Annotated in this window: 16 protein-coding genes; 13 read left to right on the top strand and 3 right to left on the bottom strand. The window is 66.7% G+C overall.

The window, feature by feature from the left end:
• The first annotated feature begins 163 nt into the window (after positions 1 to 163).
• The 9 genes from Y887_RS02605 (at position 164) to Y887_RS02565 (ending at position 10,115) form a co-directional block, all read left to right on the top strand.
• Positions 164 to 862, top strand: a complete 699-nt coding sequence (locus tag Y887_RS02605) for an HAD family hydrolase (RefSeq protein ID WP_046962861.1) — start codon at positions 164 to 166, stop codon at positions 860 to 862.
• Positions 863 to 887: 25 nt separating this feature from the next.
• Complete coding sequence (locus Y887_RS02600) at positions 888 to 1,841, top strand: sugar-binding transcriptional regulator (protein ID WP_005996784.1); 954 nt, start codon at positions 888 to 890, stop codon at positions 1,839 to 1,841.
• Positions 1,842 to 2,023: 182 nt separating this feature from the next.
• The gene (locus Y887_RS02595) at positions 2,024 to 3,367 is read left to right on the top strand and encodes an ABC transporter substrate-binding protein (RefSeq protein ID WP_084725907.1); all 1,344 of its coding nucleotides are present in this window, start codon (positions 2,024 to 2,026) and stop codon (positions 3,365 to 3,367) included.
• Between the two features lie 93 nt (positions 3,368 to 3,460).
• The gene (locus Y887_RS02590; protein WP_084725906.1) at positions 3,461 to 4,756 is read left to right on the top strand and encodes a carbohydrate porin; all 1,296 of its coding nucleotides are present in this window, start codon (positions 3,461 to 3,463) and stop codon (positions 4,754 to 4,756) included.
• Positions 4,757 to 4,860: 104 nt separating this feature from the next.
• A complete protein-coding gene (locus tag Y887_RS02585; protein WP_046962906.1) occupies positions 4,861 to 5,730 on the top strand; it encodes a carbohydrate ABC transporter permease in 870 nt (289 codons plus the stop codon).
• 1 nt (position 5,731) lies between these two features.
• On the top strand, positions 5,732 to 6,562 hold the full coding sequence (locus tag Y887_RS02580) for a carbohydrate ABC transporter permease (RefSeq protein WP_046962860.1): 831 nt from the start codon (positions 5,732 to 5,734) through the stop codon (positions 6,560 to 6,562).
• Between the two features lie 25 nt (positions 6,563 to 6,587).
• Positions 6,588 to 7,607, top strand: coding sequence for an ABC transporter ATP-binding protein (locus Y887_RS02575; RefSeq protein ID WP_046962859.1), 1,020 nt, complete (start codon positions 6,588 to 6,590; stop codon positions 7,605 to 7,607).
• A gap of 75 nt (positions 7,608 to 7,682) precedes the next feature.
• A complete protein-coding gene (locus Y887_RS02570) occupies positions 7,683 to 8,456 on the top strand; it encodes an SDR family NAD(P)-dependent oxidoreductase (protein ID WP_046962905.1) in 774 nt (257 codons plus the stop codon).
• Positions 8,457 to 8,459: 3 nt separating this feature from the next.
• The gene (locus tag Y887_RS02565; protein WP_046962858.1) at positions 8,460 to 10,115 is read left to right on the top strand and encodes an FGGY-family carbohydrate kinase; all 1,656 of its coding nucleotides are present in this window, start codon (positions 8,460 to 8,462) and stop codon (positions 10,113 to 10,115) included.
• A gap of 303 nt (positions 10,116 to 10,418) precedes the next feature.
• On the opposite strand, the gene rpoZ is transcribed toward Y887_RS02565, so the two are convergent.
• From rpoZ to Y887_RS02550, 3 genes are all read right to left on the bottom strand, one after another.
• A complete protein-coding gene (rpoZ, locus tag Y887_RS02560; protein WP_002812428.1) occupies positions 10,419 to 10,718 on the bottom strand; it encodes a DNA-directed RNA polymerase subunit omega in 300 nt (99 codons plus the stop codon).
• A gap of 297 nt (positions 10,719 to 11,015) precedes the next feature.
• A complete protein-coding gene (gene gmk / locus Y887_RS02555; RefSeq protein WP_005996765.1) occupies positions 11,016 to 11,627 on the bottom strand; it encodes a guanylate kinase in 612 nt (203 codons plus the stop codon).
• Between the two features lie 151 nt (positions 11,628 to 11,778).
• On the bottom strand, positions 11,779 to 12,639 hold the full coding sequence (locus Y887_RS02550; RefSeq protein ID WP_046962857.1) for a YicC/YloC family endoribonuclease: 861 nt from the start codon (positions 12,637 to 12,639) through the stop codon (positions 11,779 to 11,781).
• 113 nt (positions 12,640 to 12,752) lie between these two features.
• Between Y887_RS02550 and rph the strand changes: the two genes are divergently transcribed.
• The 4 genes from rph to hemW are packed head-to-tail and all read left to right on the top strand — an operon-like array spanning position 12,753 to position 15,637.
• Positions 12,753 to 13,478 (top strand): ribonuclease PH, encoded by a 726-nt coding sequence (gene rph / locus Y887_RS02545; protein WP_046962856.1) that lies wholly within the window; start codon positions 12,753 to 12,755, stop codon positions 13,476 to 13,478.
• Positions 13,475 to 13,867, top strand: coding sequence for a VOC family protein (locus Y887_RS02540; RefSeq protein ID WP_046962855.1), 393 nt, complete (start codon positions 13,475 to 13,477; stop codon positions 13,865 to 13,867). Before rph ends, Y887_RS02540 begins: the two co-directional genes overlap by 4 nt.
• Positions 13,864 to 14,463 (top strand): RdgB/HAM1 family non-canonical purine NTP pyrophosphatase, encoded by a 600-nt coding sequence (gene rdgB / locus Y887_RS02535; protein ID WP_046962854.1) that lies wholly within the window; start codon positions 13,864 to 13,866, stop codon positions 14,461 to 14,463. The genes Y887_RS02540 and rdgB overlap by 4 nt, the downstream gene beginning before the upstream one ends.
• A gap of 16 nt (positions 14,464 to 14,479) precedes the next feature.
• A complete protein-coding gene (gene hemW, locus Y887_RS02530; protein WP_046962853.1) occupies positions 14,480 to 15,637 on the top strand; it encodes a radical SAM family heme chaperone HemW in 1,158 nt (385 codons plus the stop codon).
• Positions 15,638 to 15,697 lie beyond the last annotated feature (60 nt).

Genomic DNA, 15,697 nt, shown 5'->3' with positions numbered 1-15,697 from the left:
GCGGCATGCACTGCGGACAGGCTGGCGGGCTGGGATCGGCCGCTGCGCCGCCGCGCCGCGCCAGCCGCAGCGACCCTGGACGCGCAGCCTGCAACTTTGCCCAGCCAAGCGGCATTTGCCCGGCTGCTACACTCGAGTCCGCGCCATTCCAGGGACCCCGCCCATGCTCGCTCCCCCCGACCTGCTGATCTTCGACTGCGACGGCGTGCTGGTCGACAGCGAGCCGTTGGCGTGCGCGGTCCTGGCCCAGGCACTGCAGCAACACGGCGTGGACATCGACAGCGACGGTGTCCAGCAGCACTTCCTCGGGCGCAGCCTGGGCAGCGTGCGCGCGCATGTGCAGACGCTGGAGCGCACGCTGCCCGACACCTTCGAGCGCGACCTCAATGCCGCGTTGCTGGCGCGCTTTGCCACCGAACTGCAGCCGATGGCGGGCGTGGCCGCGCTGCTGGACGCACTGCGGATACCGCGCTGCGTTGCCTCGTCCAGCTATCTGGAACGGGTGCGCCTGTGCTTGCAGGTCACCGGCCTGGCCGGTCATTTTGGCGCACACATCTACACCGCCGAACAGGTCGCCCGCGGCAAGCCTGCGCCGGATCTGTTCCTGCTTGCCGCCGCACGCATGCACGTCGAGCCCGCGTCCTGCCTGGTGATCGAAGACAGCCCCAGCGGCGTGCAGGCCGCCTGCGCGGCCGGGATGCAGGTCTGGGGCTTCACCGGCGGCGGCCATCACCGCGCAAGCGCGGCCGCCGCCGCGTCGCTCGCTGCCGCAGGCGCATCGCAGCTGTTCGCAGACATGCCGGCCGCAGCAGCAGCACTGGGCGCCATCGGCACCCAGCGCCTGGGCACTACGTTAGGCTGAGACTTCCACGCAGACAGATGTGACGATGGCCAACCCCGACAACGACACCAGCCGACTCGATGCCGCAGCCAGGGCAGGCTGGCTGTACTACATCGCCGGCAACACCCAGGACGAGATCGCGCGCAAGCTCAAGGTCTCCCGCGCAACAGCGCAGCGCCTGGTGTCGTTGTGCCTGAGCCAGCGGTTGATCACCTTCCGGCTGGAACATCCGATCGCCGCCTGCATGGATCTGGCCGCGCAGCTGCAGGACCGTTTCGGCATGCGCTATTGCGAGGTCGCACCCACCGACCCGGCCGACCCGCACCTGGTCACCGGTGTCGCCGAACGTGCCGCGGCGCTGCTGGAATCCACCCTGCGCAGCGACACCCCGAGCATCATCGGCATCGGCACCGGCCGTGCCATGCGCGCGGCCGTGGAGCGCATCCCCGCGATGCAGACGCGCAATCATCAGCTGGTTTCGCTGGTCGGCAACATTTCCCCGGACGGCTCGGCCAGCCCGTTCGATGCAGTGGCCCGCCTGGCCGACCTGACCGGCGCGCAGCACTACCCGATGCCGCTGCCTGTGTTTCTTTCGTCGCAGGAAGAGCGCGAAACGCTGTTGGGAATCGAGGCGGTACGCAGGGTCCGTGCGATCGCCGCAAAGGCCGATCTGCGCCTGGTCGGTGTCGGCCAGCTCGATCAGACCGCGCCCCTGCATGTGGATGGCTTCATCAGCCGCACCGAACTGCTGGACCTGATCCGGCTGGGCGCAGTGGGCGAAGTGATCGGCTGGGCGCTCACCGCAGCCGGCGACATCATCGATGCAGGCACCAACCTGCGTTTGACCAGCGTGCCGCATCCGGTGCCGGCGACCAGCCTGTCGATCGGCGTGGCCGTGGGCAACGCCAAGGTGGGCCCGATCAAGGCCGCGCTGAAGGGCCGCATCCTCAACGGCCTGATCACCGACGAGCACACCGCCAAGGCCTTGCTCGCCAGCTGAGCGGCGCAATCGCAGCGGGCTGATGGCAGTTCATTGCTGAAATTCCCGGCATGCGCGGGCGCGTTGGCGTGCGCGGCGATGCTGCGCTGCACGATCGAAAGTGCTTTACAGCACGACGAGGTCGTGGGCATATGCGCACCACACGGGCATTTGCTCAACCAACCTCAAGCTGAGGCATCGGTATGAACACTTCGATCAAGACCCTGATCTGCGCGGCACTGAGCGCCACACTGGCGGCATGCGGCGGCGGCACGCACGACGGCGGCGCCGCGTCCAAGCCGGACACCCTGGTGATCGCCACGGTCAACAACGGCGACATGATCCGCATGCAGAAGCTCACCTCGGATTTCACCGCCAGCCATCCGCAGATCAAGCTCGAGTGGGTCACGCTGGAAGAGAACGTGCTGCGCCAGCGCGTCACCACCGACATCGCCACCAAGGGCGGCCAGTTCGATGTGCTGACCATTGGCACCTACGAGGTGCCGATCTGGGCCGAGCGCGGCTGGCTCAAGCCGCTGACGTTCGATGCGGACTATCAGGTGGACGATCTGATCCCGCAGATCCGCGACGCGGTCAGTCACGAGGGGCAGTTGTATGCCGCGCCGTTCTACGCCGAAGGCTCGATGCTGATGTACCGCACCGACCTGCTGCAAAAAGCCGGCCTGAGCATGCCGGCGCAGCCCTCGTGGAGCTTCGTGGCCGACGCCGCCCGCAAGATGACCGACAAGCAGGCCGGCATCTACGGCATCTGCCTGCGCGGCAAGGCCGGCTGGGGCGAGAACATGGCCTTGATCAGCGCGATGGGCAATGCCTTCGGTGCGCGCTGGTTCGACGAACACTGGAAACCGCAGTTCGACCAGCCGGAATGGAAGGCCGCACTGCAGACCTATGTGGATGTCATGAAGCAGGCCGGCCCGCCGGGTGCCGCATCCAACGGCTTCAACGAGAACCTTGCGCTGTTCACCGCAGGCAAGTGCGCGATGTGGGTCGATGCCACGGTGGCCGCATCGTTCATCAGCAATCCCGGCGAATCCAAGGTCTCGGACAAGGTCGGTTTTGCCGCGGCGCCGGATGCGGGCAAGGGCAAGACCACCGGCTGGCTGTGGGCCTGGAATCTGGCCATCCCGGCCAGTTCGAAAAAAGCCGACAAGGCGCAGGCATTCATCGCCTGGGCCACCAGCAAGCACTACACCGAGCTGGTGGCCGGCAAGGAAGGCTGGGGCAATGTTCCGCCGGGCACGCGCCAGTCGCTGTACACCACTGCCGAGTACCTCAAGGCGGCCCCCTTCGCCAAGCAGACCCTGGCTGCCATCCAGGGCGCCGACACGCATCACCCCACGGTCAAGCCGGTGCCCTATGTCGGCGTGCAGTACGCGGCCATCCCCGAATTCCAGGCGATCGGCACCACCGTGGGCCAGCAGTTTTCCGCCGCGCTCACCGGCTCGATCAGCGTGGATGACGCGTTGAAGAACGCGCAGGCCGCCACCGAGCGCGAAATGCAGCGGGCCGGCTACCCCAAGCGCTGAGCCGCTGCGATGGATCGGGCTCCCCGCCCGGCCCGCTCCTGGCCACAGACATGCTCCGGCGTCACGGCGCCGCACCTTCCCACGAGGCAATCGATGAAGATCAGGCACACCACACCTGCGCTGACGATGCTGCTCGCCGGTATGGCCTGCACCCAGGCCAGCGCCCAGGCATTCGATCCGGACAAGCATATCGGCGGCGACTGGGGCGGCCTGCGCAGCCGGCTGGCCGATGACGGCATCCAGTTCAAACTGGCGCACTTCAGCCAGACCGCGTACAACACCTCCGGCGGGCTGCGCGAGCGCACCGCCTATGCCGATCAATTCTTTTTGGGTGGCTACTTCGATCTGGAACGGCTGTGGGGCTGGTCCGGCGCCGATTTCAAACTGGAGATCACCAATCGCAACGGCGAGTTGATCAACAACACCGCAGGCATCCCCACGCTCCTGCAGTCGCAGCAGATCTTCGGACGCGGCGATGTCACACGCCTGACCCAGTTCTCGCTGACCCAGCGCCTGTTCGAGGACAAGCTGACGCTGAAGGGCGGCCGCCTGTATCCCAGCGCCGACTTCTTCGCGCTGAACTGCAACTACCAGCACCTGACCTTCTGCAGCGGTGGCTCGTCCAACTACATCAGCAACAACTGGTATGGCGACCCGCTCAGTGCCTGGGGCGGCGTGGTCACCTTCAGCCCGGACAAACGCTGGTTTTTCCGGGTGGGCGGCTACGATGCCAACCCGCAGAACCGATCCACCGACCAAGGCCTCAAGCTCGGCACCTCCGGCGACGACCACGGCACCCTGCTGGTGGCCGAAGTGGAGTACAAGCCCGACTACGGCAACGGGATCGATGGCGACTACCGCATCGGCGCGACCCGCAACAGCAACGATCAACCGCGCGTCTACACCCGCTCGGGCGTGCCGACCAGCCTGGGCACCGATCCGGCCGCACTGCAGGACACCGACCGCGCGTTCTACGCCAATTTCGAACAACAGGTCACCAGCAATGGCGCCGGAGGCGGCTTGCGGCTGTTCGCCAGCATCATCGACGCCGACGACGAGGTCAGCACGGTGGGCCAGGTGCTGGCCATCGGCGGGTTCTGGAAAGGACTGTCCGCGGCGCGCCCCAACGACCGCGTCGGCATGGCCATCGGCCGCAATGCACTCAGCGATCGCCTGCGTGCGGCGCAGACCCGCTACAACCAGCGCCTGCCCGCGGGCGCGGCGGCCATCGGCGTGCAGCGCTACGAATACCCCATCGAGCTCAATTACAACATTGCCGTCAGCCGCGGGATCGAAGTGATGCCCAGCGTGCAGTACATCCGTCATCCGGGCGGACTGGACGGCGATAACGCCACCATCTTCGGTCTGCAGGTCAGCCTGAACTTCTGACGCCCGACCCGGCCGCGCGTTCGACGCCAGCCCCTGCGTCGACGCATCGGCCTGCTGCCATGCATCGCAGGCGCGCTGCCTGCCTCCACCTTTGGACCTTGCCGATGGCCACGCATCAAACGCAAAAACTCGCACGGTTCCTGATCGCGCCGTCGATCGTGCTGTTGCTGGCCTGGATGATCGTGCCGCTGGCGATGACGGTGTGGTTTTCCACGTTGAACTACAACCTGCTCACGCCGGAAAAGACCTTCGTCGGGCTGGGCAACTACCGCTACTTCCTGGGCAACCCGGCCTTCCTGTCATCGCTGGGCAATACCTTGTTGCTGGTCGGGTCGGTGCTGGCGATCACGGCGGTGTTCGGGGTGCTGATCGCGCTGCTGCTGGACCAGGTGTTCGTGGGCCGCCGCATCGTGCGCCTGATGCTGATCGCGCCGTTCTTCGTGATGCCGACGGTGAGCGCGCTGATCTGGAAGAACCTGCTGATGCATCCGGTGTCCGGGCTGCTGGCGTGGCTTTGGCAGCGTGTCGGGCTGACCCCGATCGACTGGTTCACCCAGTACCCGATGTTCTCCATCATCGTCATCGTGGCCTGGCAATGGTTGCCGTTTGCGGTGCTGATCCTGCTGACCGCGTTGCAGTCACTGGATGAAGAACAGCAGGAAGCGGCGCTGATGGACGGCGCCGGCGCGTTGGACCGCTTCTTCCATCTGACCCTGCCGCATCTGGCGCGCCCGCTGACCATCGTGGTGCTGATCGAAACCATCTTCCTGCTCACCGTGTTCGTGGAGATCTACGTCACCACCGGCGGCGGGCCCGGCCTGCAGACCACCAATCTGGCCTACCTGATCTATTCGCAGGCGCTGCTGCAATACGACGTCGGCGCCGCGTCGGCAGGCGGATTGATCGCCGTGGTGCTGGCCAATATCGCGGCCATCTTCCTGGTGCGCATCGTCGGCAAGAACCTGGAGACCTGAGATGGCCCGTCGCACTCCCACGCTGCAGATCCTCCTCACCACGGTCGCCGCATGGGCGGTCGGCGGCGTGATCTTCTTCCCCATCCTGTGGATGCTGCTGACCAGCTTCAAGACCGAGGTCGATGCGTTCTCCAGCCCGCCCAGCTTCGTGTTCTTCCATTGGACGCTGGAAAACTATGTCGCCGTGCAGGGACGCAGCGACTACTTCGCGCATGCCTGGAATTCGGTGGCGGTGTCGCTGGGCTCGACCCTGATCGCGCTGGCCATCGCCATCCCTGCCGCGTGGTCGATGGCGTTCTCGCCCACCAGGCGCACGCGCGGCATCCTGTTGTGGATGTTGTCCACCAAGATGCTGCCGCCGGTGGGCGTCCTGGTGCCGATCTATCTGCTCTACCGCGATTCCGGGCTGTTGGATACGCAGCTGGGCCTGATCATCGTGCTGTGCCTGAGCAACCTGCCGATCATGGTCTGGATGCTGTTCAACTACTTCAAGGACATCCCCAGGGACATCCTGGAAGCGGCGCGCATGGATGGCGCCACCATCGGCAAGGAGATCCTCTACATCCTGGCGCCGATGGCCGTTCCCGGCATCGCGTCTTCGCTGCTGCTCAACGTGATCCTGGCCTGGAACGAGGCGTTCTGGTCGCTGAACCTGTCCTCGTCGCAGGCCTCGCCGTTGACCGCGTTCATCGCCTCGTACTCCAGCCCGGAAGGCCTGTTCTGGGCCAAGTTGTCGGCCGCCTCGACCATGGCCATCGCGCCGATCCTGGTGCTGGGCTGGTTCTGCCAGAAGCAGCTCGTGCGCGGGCTCACCTTCGGCGCGGTGAAGTAGCTCACTCAACTTTGATAGGTGGTTCATGGGACGCATCACGCTGCAAGGTGTCAGCAAATCCTTCGACGACACACAGGTCATCCACGGCGCGGATCTGGAGATCGACGATGGCAAGTTCGTGGTCTTCGTCGGTCCGTCCGGTTGCGGCAAGACCACGTTATTGCGCTTGATCGCCGGGCTGGAAGACGTCAGCGGCGGGCGCATCCTGATCGACGGCCAGGACGTCACCGCACTGGCGCCGGCCAAGCGTGGCTTGTCGATGGTGTTCCAGTCGTATGCGCTGTATCCGCACATGAGCGTGCGCAAGAACATCGCCTTCGGCCTGAAGATGGCGCGCGTGCCCAGCGCCGAGATCGAGCGGCGTGTGGCGCAGGCCGCCAGCGTGCTCAATCTCAGCGATTATCTCGACCGCAAGCCCGGGCAGTTGTCCGGTGGCCAGCGCCAGCGCGTGGCGATCGGCCGGGCCATCGTGCGCGAGCCCAAGGGGTTTTTGTTCGACGAGCCGCTGTCCAATCTGGATGCCGCCCTGCGCGTGCAGATGCGGCTGGAAGTCACCCGCCTGCAGAAGCAACTCAAGACCACCGCGGTGTATGTCACCCACGACCAGGTCGAAGCGATGACCATGGCCGACCAGATCGTGGTGCTGCAGGCCGGACGCATTGAGCAGGTGGGCACGCCGCTGGAGTTGTACGAGCGCCCTGCCAACGTGTTCGTGGCCGGTTTCATCGGCTCGCCGCGCATGAATCTGCTGCAGGGCGAGGTGGCCGCGCGCCACGGCGCAGTCACGCTGGGGGTACGCCCGGAACATATCGACGTGCGGCGCGGCAGCTCCGCACCCGGCACCGGCGATGCCTGGCAGGGCAGCGTGATCCAGGCCGAGCACCTGGGCAGCGACACCTTCGTGTACGTGGAGATCCCCGGCGTGGGCACGGTCGATGCGCGCTGCACCGGCGATCTGCGTGTGCACGTCGGCGAGACGGTGACCCTGATCCCGGACCCGGAGCATCTGCACCGCTTCGACGCGCAGCAACAGGCCATGCGCTGAGCGCGCCACTTCCTCGTTCTTCCTCCCCCTGTTTTCGCCACTCCCCCACGATCAAGACCAGCAGGAGATATGCCGATGTATCTGGACAAGTTCAAACTCGATGGCCGCGTGGCGGTCGTCACCGGCGGCGGCCGCGCGATCGGCCTGGCGATCTGCCAGGCGCTGGCCGAAGCCGGTGCCAAGGTGGTCATCGCAGATCACGATGGCGATGTGGCCGAGCAAGGCCTGGCCACGCTGCGCAGCAAGGGACTGGATGCGCAGGTCGTGCAGATGGACGTCACCGATTCGGCACGCGTCACCAGCGTGGCCGATGCGTTGAACGCCCAGTTCGGCAAGGTCGACATCCTGGTCAACAACGCCGGCATCGCCCGTAGCCAGACCCCGGCCGAAACGGTCACCGACGAGCACTGGCTCAACGTCATCGACGTCAATCTCAACGGCACGTTCTGGTGCTGCCGCGCGTTCGGCAAGCACATGCTGGACAGCGGCGATGGCGTGATCGTCAATGTCGGCTCGATGTCCGGCTTCATCGTCAACAAACCGCAGGCGCAGGCCTACTACAACGCGTCCAAGGCGGCGGTGCATCACCTGACCAAATCGCTGGCCGCCGAGTGGGGCGCGCGCGGTGTGCGCGTCAATGCAGTCGCGCCGACCTACATCGCCACGCCACTCAATGCCTTCGTCAAGGAAGATCCGGCGATGTACGACGCCTGGATCGGCGGCACGCCGATGGGGCGGCTGGGCGAAGTGGAAGAAATCGCCTCGGTGGCGCTGTTCCTGGCCTCCCCTGCCGCCAGCCTGATGACCGGCAGTATCGTGCTGGCCGACGGCGGCTATACCTGCTGGTAAATCATGCAAGCGACCAACGAGGCGATCTACATCGGCGTGGACGTGGGCACCGGCAGCGCCCGCGCCGGGCTATTCGACGCGCACGGACAGTTGCTCGGCACCGCGCGCCACGCCATCCAGACCTGGTACCTGCCCGGCGAGATGGTCGAGCAATCCTCGGCAGACATCTGGCAGGCCTGCGTGCAGGCGATCCGCGCCGCGCTGGCGCAAGCAGGCGTGGACGCCGCGCGGGTGGCCGGCATCGGCTTCGATGCCACCTGCTCGCTGGTGGCGGTGGCCGCCGACGGCGGGCCGGTGTGCATCAGTCCCAGCGGCCAGGCCGAGCGCGATGTGATCGTGTGGATGGACCACCGCGCCATCGCCCAGGCCGCGTCCATCAATGCCACCGACGAGCCGGTGCTGCGCTACGTCGGCGGGCAGATTTCGCCGGAAATGCAGACTCCCAAGCTGCTGTGGCTCAAACAGCACCTGCCGGACAGCTACGCGCGCGCGGCGCACTTCTTCGACCTGGCCGACTGGCTGAGCTGGCGCGCCACCGGCAGCACCGCGCGTTCGCTGTGCACGGTGACCTGCAAGTGGACCTACGTGCAGCACGAAGGAGGCTGGAGCCGGCGTTACTTCGAACGCATCGGCCTGGCCGACCTGCTGGACGATGCGGCCGCGCGAATCGGCAGCACCGTGGTGCCGCCGGGCACGGCACTGGGCCGGGGGCTGACAGCGCGCGCTGCCGACGAGCTGGGCCTGCGCGCGGGCACCGCAGTGGGCGCGGCGTTGATCGATGCCCACGCCGGCGCCATCGGCACGCTCGCGAGCCCGGCCGCAGATGGCCAGCCGATGCCGCTCACCGCGCGCCTGGCCTATATCTTCGGCACTTCGGCCTGCGTGTTGGCCAGCACCCAGACGCCATGCTTCACGCCGGGCGTGTGGGGGCCTTACGGTTCCGCGCTGGTCCCGGGGCTGTGGCTCAATGAAGGTGGCCAATCCGCCGCCGGCATCGCAATCGACACCTTAGTGCGCTCGCATCCGGGCTATGCCGACGCCAACGCACAGGCGACCGCTGCAGGCCGCGATGTGTTGCAGTGGCTGGAAGAGCGCGTGCTGGCACGCGTTGGCAGTGCCTCCCAGGCGGCCGTGCTGGCGCGCGGGCTGCACGTGCTGCCGGAGTATCTGGGCAACCGCTCGCCCGATGCCGACCCCAACGCCCGCGCGATGGTCGCCGGGCTGACCATCGACCACGACCTGCAAGGTCTGGAAGCGCTGTACGTGGCCGGCATCTGCGGCCTGGGTTACGGGCTGGCCGACATCATCGATGCGCTGCGCGCGCAGGCAGTGACGTTCGACAGCGTGATCATGAGCGGCGGCGCCAGCCACAGCCGCCTGGTCCGCCAGTTGATGGCCGATGCCTGCGGCGTACCTATGCAGGTCGCGGCCACCGCCGAACCGGTGCTGCTGGGCAGCGCGATGCTGGCCGCCGTGGCCAGCGGCGGTTTTGCCGATCTGCCGGCAGCGATGTCGGCGATGAGCGGCCTGGGCGCGAGCACCGCAGCGACGCCGGAAGACATCGCACGCTTGCATGCCGCAAAGCGGCGCGGGTACCAGGCCATGCAGGCGCTGGACCGGCAGCTGCGCCACACGATGCAAGACGTCGGCCCACGATGACTGCCGACGCCTGCGGCGCGCGAGCGACAAGCACGGGCGTGGTTGGCGTCGGTCTGACGACCAGCGCGCGGATCGGTTAGCTGCGCTGCATCGACGTCGATAAGAGCGGCCAGGGCACCGTCGCAGGCAGCGGTCGGACGCAACACGCGGCGCGCGGCATGCACGCCGCAGCGCAGCGCGAGCTCCGGAGGCGTCTCACCCTGTCGCAGTCATCCCGTCGCTCGCGCCATCCCTCAAAACGCAGACAGCCCGCACAAGGCGGGCTGTCCGGAGATCGTCGGCCACCGTGGCGGCCGGTGACGATCAGTCGTCGTTCTTGGACATGTCTTCGTCGGCGACGACTTCGGCAGCGGCCCATTCCAGCGCTTCGCGCTCGGCACGCTCACGTTCGGCCTTCTCGACTTCATCGATCAGCGCGTTGTCGATCCGGCGGGCGGCGATCTCGCGCAGCGCCATCACGGTGGGCTTGTCGCTGGCGTCTGCGTTTTCGATCAACGGCTGCACGCCGTTGGCGAGCTGACGGGCGCGCTTGGAGGCCATCATGACCAGCTCGAAACGGTTGTTCACGACTTCCAGGCAATCTTCTACGGTAATGCGGGCCATGCGGGCTCCCGGCGACCAGCAACGGCCGCGCATCGAATGAGGGAAAGGGGGCGGAGTGTACGCCTGCGCGGCTGGGCGGGCAACCGGCGGCCATTCGGTTCGCTTTGGAATCAGTCACTTGGACCAGGTCGATCAAGCCGCAGCGCTGCCCTGGTGCGCAGAACGGCCCCGCACGCCTGGCCCGGCCGTCTGCCTGTCGGCCGCGGCGACGCGCTGGCCGAACGCGGATTTTCCAGCTGCAGCGTCGTCGCTGCGCTGGCATCGTCAATCGCCGCTCCGTCCCTGCACACCAGCAACTCAGTCCAGCAGCGCCTGGATCAGGCCGGCATGCCGCTGCTGCTGCGCCTGCCGACGCAGCCGGCTGGCGGTGAAGATGGCGCACATCTCCGAGACCGCGGTGTCGAAGGTCTCGTTGATGATGACGTAATCGAACTCTTCGAAATGCAGCATCTCTTCGCGCGCGGCAGCCAGGCGCTGCGCCATCACGTCCTCGCTGTCCTGGCCGCGCTTGCGCATGCGCTCGTCCAGCGCCTGGCGCGACGGCGGCAGGATGAAGACGCTGACTGCGTCGGGCACCTTCTGGCGCACCTGACGTGCGCCCTGCCAGTCGATTTCCAGCAGCACGTCGTGACCGGCCGCCAGTTGCGGCTCCACCGACTGCCGCGCCGTGCCCTTCCAGTCGCCATGCACCAGCGCGTATTCGAAGAAGTCGCCCGCCTCGATCATGCCCTGGAACTCGTCGGCCGACACGAAATGGTAGTGCTCGGCATGCCGCTCGCCCGGCCGTGGCGCGCGCGAGGTGAACGAGATCGACAAGGCGATCTTCGGGTCGCGCGCCAGGGTGGCGTTGACGATGCTGCTCTTGCCGGCGCCCGAGGGGGCCGCAACGATATAGAGGGTGCCGCGCATAGGTCAGGGATTCGTGATTGGGGAGTCGGGATTCGCAAACGGGTTGCGGGCCGGTGCCACCGGGGTCGATATGCTACCGGGATTGGCCGCAGCACGCCGACGCATGCCAGTTGCCGTCAGCCAATCCCGAATCCCCAATGCCAAATCCCGGCTATTCGATGTTCTGCACCTGCTCGCGGATCTGGTCAATCAGCACCTTCAGATCCACCGCGGCATTGGACGTGCGGCTGTCCACCGACTTGGAACCCAGGGTATTGGCTTCGCGGTTGAATTCCTGCAGCAGGAAGTCCAGGCGACGGCCGACCGGCTCGCGCTGCTTGAGCACGCGGCGGATTTCGGCGATGTGGCTGGACAGGCGGTCCAGTTCCTCGTCCACATCGAGCTTCTGCAACCACAGCACCAGTTCCTGTTCGGCGCGGCCAGGGTCCACCGGATGCGGCAGATCGGCCAGGCGCGCGGCCAGCTTGACGCGCTGCCCCTCGCGAATCACCGGGATCAAGATGCGCACCTCGGCGGCGATGCGTTCGATCGCGTCCACACGTTCGCTGATCGCCTCGGCCAGCTTGCCGCCTTCGCGCTCGCGCGCAGCCACAAAACTGTCGACCACTTCATCGAGCAAGGCCATCGCCTGTGCCTGCAGCGCAGGCGCATCCACGTCCTGCACCTGCAGGACGCCCGGCAGCTGCAGCAGATCGGTAAAGCCCACCTGCAACTTGGGAAACAGCCCGTCCAGCCGCGTGGCCAGCGCACCCAGCTCGTGCAGCAGCGATTCGTTGACCGCCAGCGTCTGCGCGTTGTCCGGCGCACGCAGGCGCAAGCTCAGGTCCAGCTTGCCGCGGCTGTTCTTGGCTGCCACGCGCTCGCGCAGCAACGGCTCCAGCGCACGCAGTTCTTCGGGCAGGCGCACGCCCACTTCCAGAAAGCGGTGGTTGACCGAGCGCAGCTCGCAACCCAGCGTGCCCCAGGGCGTGATGCGTTCGCCGCCGGCAAACGCGGTCATGCTTCGGATCATCGTCAATCCCGTACCGTCAAAGCGCGAATGGTACCCTAGCCGCCCACACCGGCCGGCTGCTGCCCGCCGTGCATTGGCGCCAAGACCAACCTCCCGACTTCCGGACTCATCGCATGACCTTTTCCCGTCCCAGCGGCCGCACGGCCGATCAGCTGCGCCCGGTGCGCATCGAACGCTCCTTCACCCGCCATGCCGAAGGCTCGGTGCTGGTGAGCTTCGGCGACACCCGCGTGCTGTGCACCGCCAGCGTGGAAAACCGCGTGCCGAACTTCCTGCGCGGCAAGGGCGAAGGCTGGGTCACCGCCGAATACGGCATGTTGCCGCGCTCCACCCACACCCGCTCCGACCGCGAAGCCGCACGCGGCAAGCAGGGCGGACGCACGCTGGAAATCCAGCGTCTGATCGGCCGCGCATTGCGCGCCTGCGTGGATCGCAATGCGCTGGGCGAGCGCACCATCACCCTGGACTGCGACGTGCTGCAGGCCGACGGCGGCACCCGCACCGCGGCGATCACCGGCGCCTACGTGGCGCTGGCCGATGCGGTGAACCTGCTGCTCAAGCGTGGCGACATCAAGAAGCATCCGCTGATCGGCGCGGTGGCCGCGGTGTCGGTGGGCATCTATCGCGGCGAGCCGGTACTGGATCTGGATTACCCCGAAGACAGCGACTGCGACACCGACATGAATGTGGTGATGAACGATGGCGGCGGTTTCATCGAGCTGCAGGGCACTGCCGAAGGCCACGCGTTCCGTCGCGACGAACTCAATGCGCTGCTCGCCCTGGCCGAAAAGGGCATGGGCGAACTGTTTGCCTTGCAACGCGCTGCGCTGGCCGGATGAGCCGGCGCATTGCCCTGACCACGCTGCTGGTCGCCGATTACGACGCGGCCATTGCCTGGTACACCGGCGCGCTGGGCTTTCAGGTGCTGGAAGACCGCGCACTTGGCGACTGCAAGCGCTGGGTGGTGATCGGCCCGGGCAGCGCGCAGGAGGCGGCGTTGCTGCTCGCGCAGCCAGGCGATGCCGCGCAGCAGGCGCGCATCGGCGACCAGACCGGCGGGCGTGTCGATCATTTCCTCTACACCGACGACTTCTGGCGCGACCACGCGGCGATGCAGGCGTTTGGCGTGGAATTCCTGGAAACCCCGCGCGAAGAGCCGTACGGCACGGTCGTGGTGTTTCGCGATCTGTACGGCACCAAGTGGGATCTGCTGGAGCCCAAGCAATGAAACAACTGGTCCTGGCCAGCGGCAACGCCGGCAAGCTGGAAGAACTGCGCGCCATGCTGGCCGACCTGCCGCTGCGCATCGTGGCGCAGGGAGAGCTGGGTGTCGAAGATGTGCCGGAAACCGGCCTGACCTTCGTCGAGAACGCCTTGATCAAGGCACGCCATGCCAGCGCCGTCACCGGCCTGCCGGCGCTGGCCGACGACTCCGGCCTGATCGTCGATGCGCTTGGCGGTGCGCCCGGCTTGTACAGCGCGCGCTACGCCGGCAGCCCGACCAATGCGCAGGCCAATAACGCCAAGCTGCTCGACGCCATGCGCGAGGTGCCCGCCGAACGTCGCAGCGCGCGCTTTTATGCAGTGATCGTGTTGCTGCGTCACCCGGAAGATCCGCAACCGTTGATCGCCGAAGGCAGCTGGGAAGGCGTGATCACCACGCAACCGCGCGGCGATGGCGGCTTTGGCTACAACCCGGTGTTTCTGGACCCGGTGTACGGCCTGACCGCGGCGGAAATGGACAGCGAGCTGAAGAACCGCCTGAGCCACCGCGCAGTGGCGCTGGCCACGCTGCAGCACAAGCTGCACGCGCTGGCGCTGTAACGGACGATCTCACGCAGTGCCCGACCTGATCCCGCCCCCGCTCTCGCTCTACGTGCACCTGCCCTGGTGCGTGCGCAAATGCCCGTACTGCGATTTCAACTCGCATGCGGCCAAGGGCGTGCTGCCGTTCGAGGACTATGTGGATGCATTGATCCGCGACCTGGATGCGGACCTGCCGCTGGTGTGGGGGCGAGTGGTGCATTCGGTGTTCTTCGGTGGCGGTACGCCTAGCCTGTTTCCGGCCGAGGCGATCGACCGCTTTTTGCAGGCCGCCGCCGCGCGGCTGCGGTTTGCGCCGAACCTGGAAATCACCCTGGAAACCAATCCGGGCACGGCCGAGCACGGCCGCTTCGAGCATTACCGGGCGGCCGGCGTGAACCGCCTGAGCTTCGGGGTGCAGACCTTCGACGATGCGGCATTGCAGCGGCTGGGCCGTATCCATGACAGCGCCGATGCCGAGCGTGCGATCAAGCTGGCGCAGGATGCCGGCTACGACAATTTCAATATCGACCTGATGTATGCGCTGCCCGAGCAGACGCTGCTGCAGGCCGAGCACGATCTTGAGCGCGCCTTCGCGCTACAGCCCACCCACATGTCGCATTACCAGCTCACGCTGGAGCCGAACACGGTGTTCTTCGCGCGGCCGCCCACAGGCATTCCCGACGACGATGCGGCCTGGGATATCCAGGAACATTGCCAGGCGATGCTTGCCGACGCCGGCTACGCGCAGTACGAAGTCAGCGCGTATGCCAAACCCGGGCGGCAGTGCGCGCACAACCTCAACTACTGGCGCTTCGGCGATTACCTGGGCATCGGTGCCGGTGCGCACGGCAAGATCAGTTCCGGTGCCGAGCAACACGTGCTGCGTCGCTGGAAGCACAAGCACCCACAGAGCTATCTGGCCAGTGCCGGCACCACCGCATCCATCGGCGGCGATGAGATCGTACCGCGGCAGCGCTTGCCATTCGAATACATGCTCAATCTGCTGCGGCTGCACGAAGGCTTTCGCCTGAGCGATTTCGAGGCATCGACCGGCCTGGCTGCCGCAGTCATCGCTGCGCCGGTGGCGCGTGCCGTGGCGCAGGGTTGGCTGATCGAGCAGCACGGGCGCGTGGTACCCACCGAGCTGGGCCGCCGCTTCACCAACGATGTGGTCGAACTGTTCCTGAGCTGACCGCACACCGCCCCGCGGGCGCTGTCGACCACACGCCGACGCGACGGCTGGCGAGGTTCT

Source organism: Xanthomonas pisi DSM 18956 (assembly GCF_001010415.1).
In the GTDB taxonomy this organism is placed as follows: Bacteria; Pseudomonadota; Gammaproteobacteria; order Xanthomonadales; family Xanthomonadaceae; genus Xanthomonas; species Xanthomonas pisi.
The sequence above is the reverse complement of the archived record's forward strand: the minus strand, read 5'-3'. Positions and strand labels throughout refer to the sequence as shown.

Bases quoted from the DNA above. Each gene is read 5' to 3' on its own strand.
- Y887_RS02605 (WP_046962861.1), top strand. From the start codon at position 164: ATGCTCGCTCCCCCCGACCTGCTGATCTTCGACTGCGACGGCGTGCTG.
- Y887_RS02600 (WP_005996784.1), top strand. From the start codon at position 888: ATGGCCAACCCCGACAACGACACCAGCCGACTCGATGCCGCAGCCAGG.
- Y887_RS02595 (WP_084725907.1), top strand. From the start codon at position 2,024: ATGAACACTTCGATCAAGACCCTGATCTGCGCGGCACTGAGCGCCACA.
- Y887_RS02590 (WP_084725906.1), top strand. From the start codon at position 3,461: ATGAAGATCAGGCACACCACACCTGCGCTGACGATGCTGCTCGCCGGT.
- Y887_RS02585 (WP_046962906.1), top strand. From the start codon at position 4,861: ATGGCCACGCATCAAACGCAAAAACTCGCACGGTTCCTGATCGCGCCG.
- Y887_RS02580 (WP_046962860.1), top strand. From the start codon at position 5,732: ATGGCCCGTCGCACTCCCACGCTGCAGATCCTCCTCACCACGGTCGCC.
- Y887_RS02575 (WP_046962859.1), top strand. From the start codon at position 6,588: ATGGGACGCATCACGCTGCAAGGTGTCAGCAAATCCTTCGACGACACA.
- Y887_RS02570 (WP_046962905.1), top strand. From the start codon at position 7,683: ATGTATCTGGACAAGTTCAAACTCGATGGCCGCGTGGCGGTCGTCACC.
- Y887_RS02565 (WP_046962858.1), top strand. From the start codon at position 8,460: ATGCAAGCGACCAACGAGGCGATCTACATCGGCGTGGACGTGGGCACC.
- rpoZ (WP_002812428.1), bottom strand. From the start codon at position 10,718: ATGGCCCGCATTACCGTAGAAGATTGCCTGGAAGTCGTGAACAACCGT.
- gmk (WP_005996765.1), bottom strand. From the start codon at position 11,627: ATGCGCGGCACCCTCTATATCGTTGCGGCCCCCTCGGGCGCCGGCAAG.
- Y887_RS02550 (WP_046962857.1), bottom strand. From the start codon at position 12,639: ATGATCCGAAGCATGACCGCGTTTGCCGGCGGCGAACGCATCACGCCC.
- rph (WP_046962856.1), top strand. From the start codon at position 12,753: ATGACCTTTTCCCGTCCCAGCGGCCGCACGGCCGATCAGCTGCGCCCG.
- Y887_RS02540 (WP_046962855.1), top strand. From the start codon at position 13,475: ATGAGCCGGCGCATTGCCCTGACCACGCTGCTGGTCGCCGATTACGAC.
- rdgB (WP_046962854.1), top strand. From the start codon at position 13,864: ATGAAACAACTGGTCCTGGCCAGCGGCAACGCCGGCAAGCTGGAAGAA.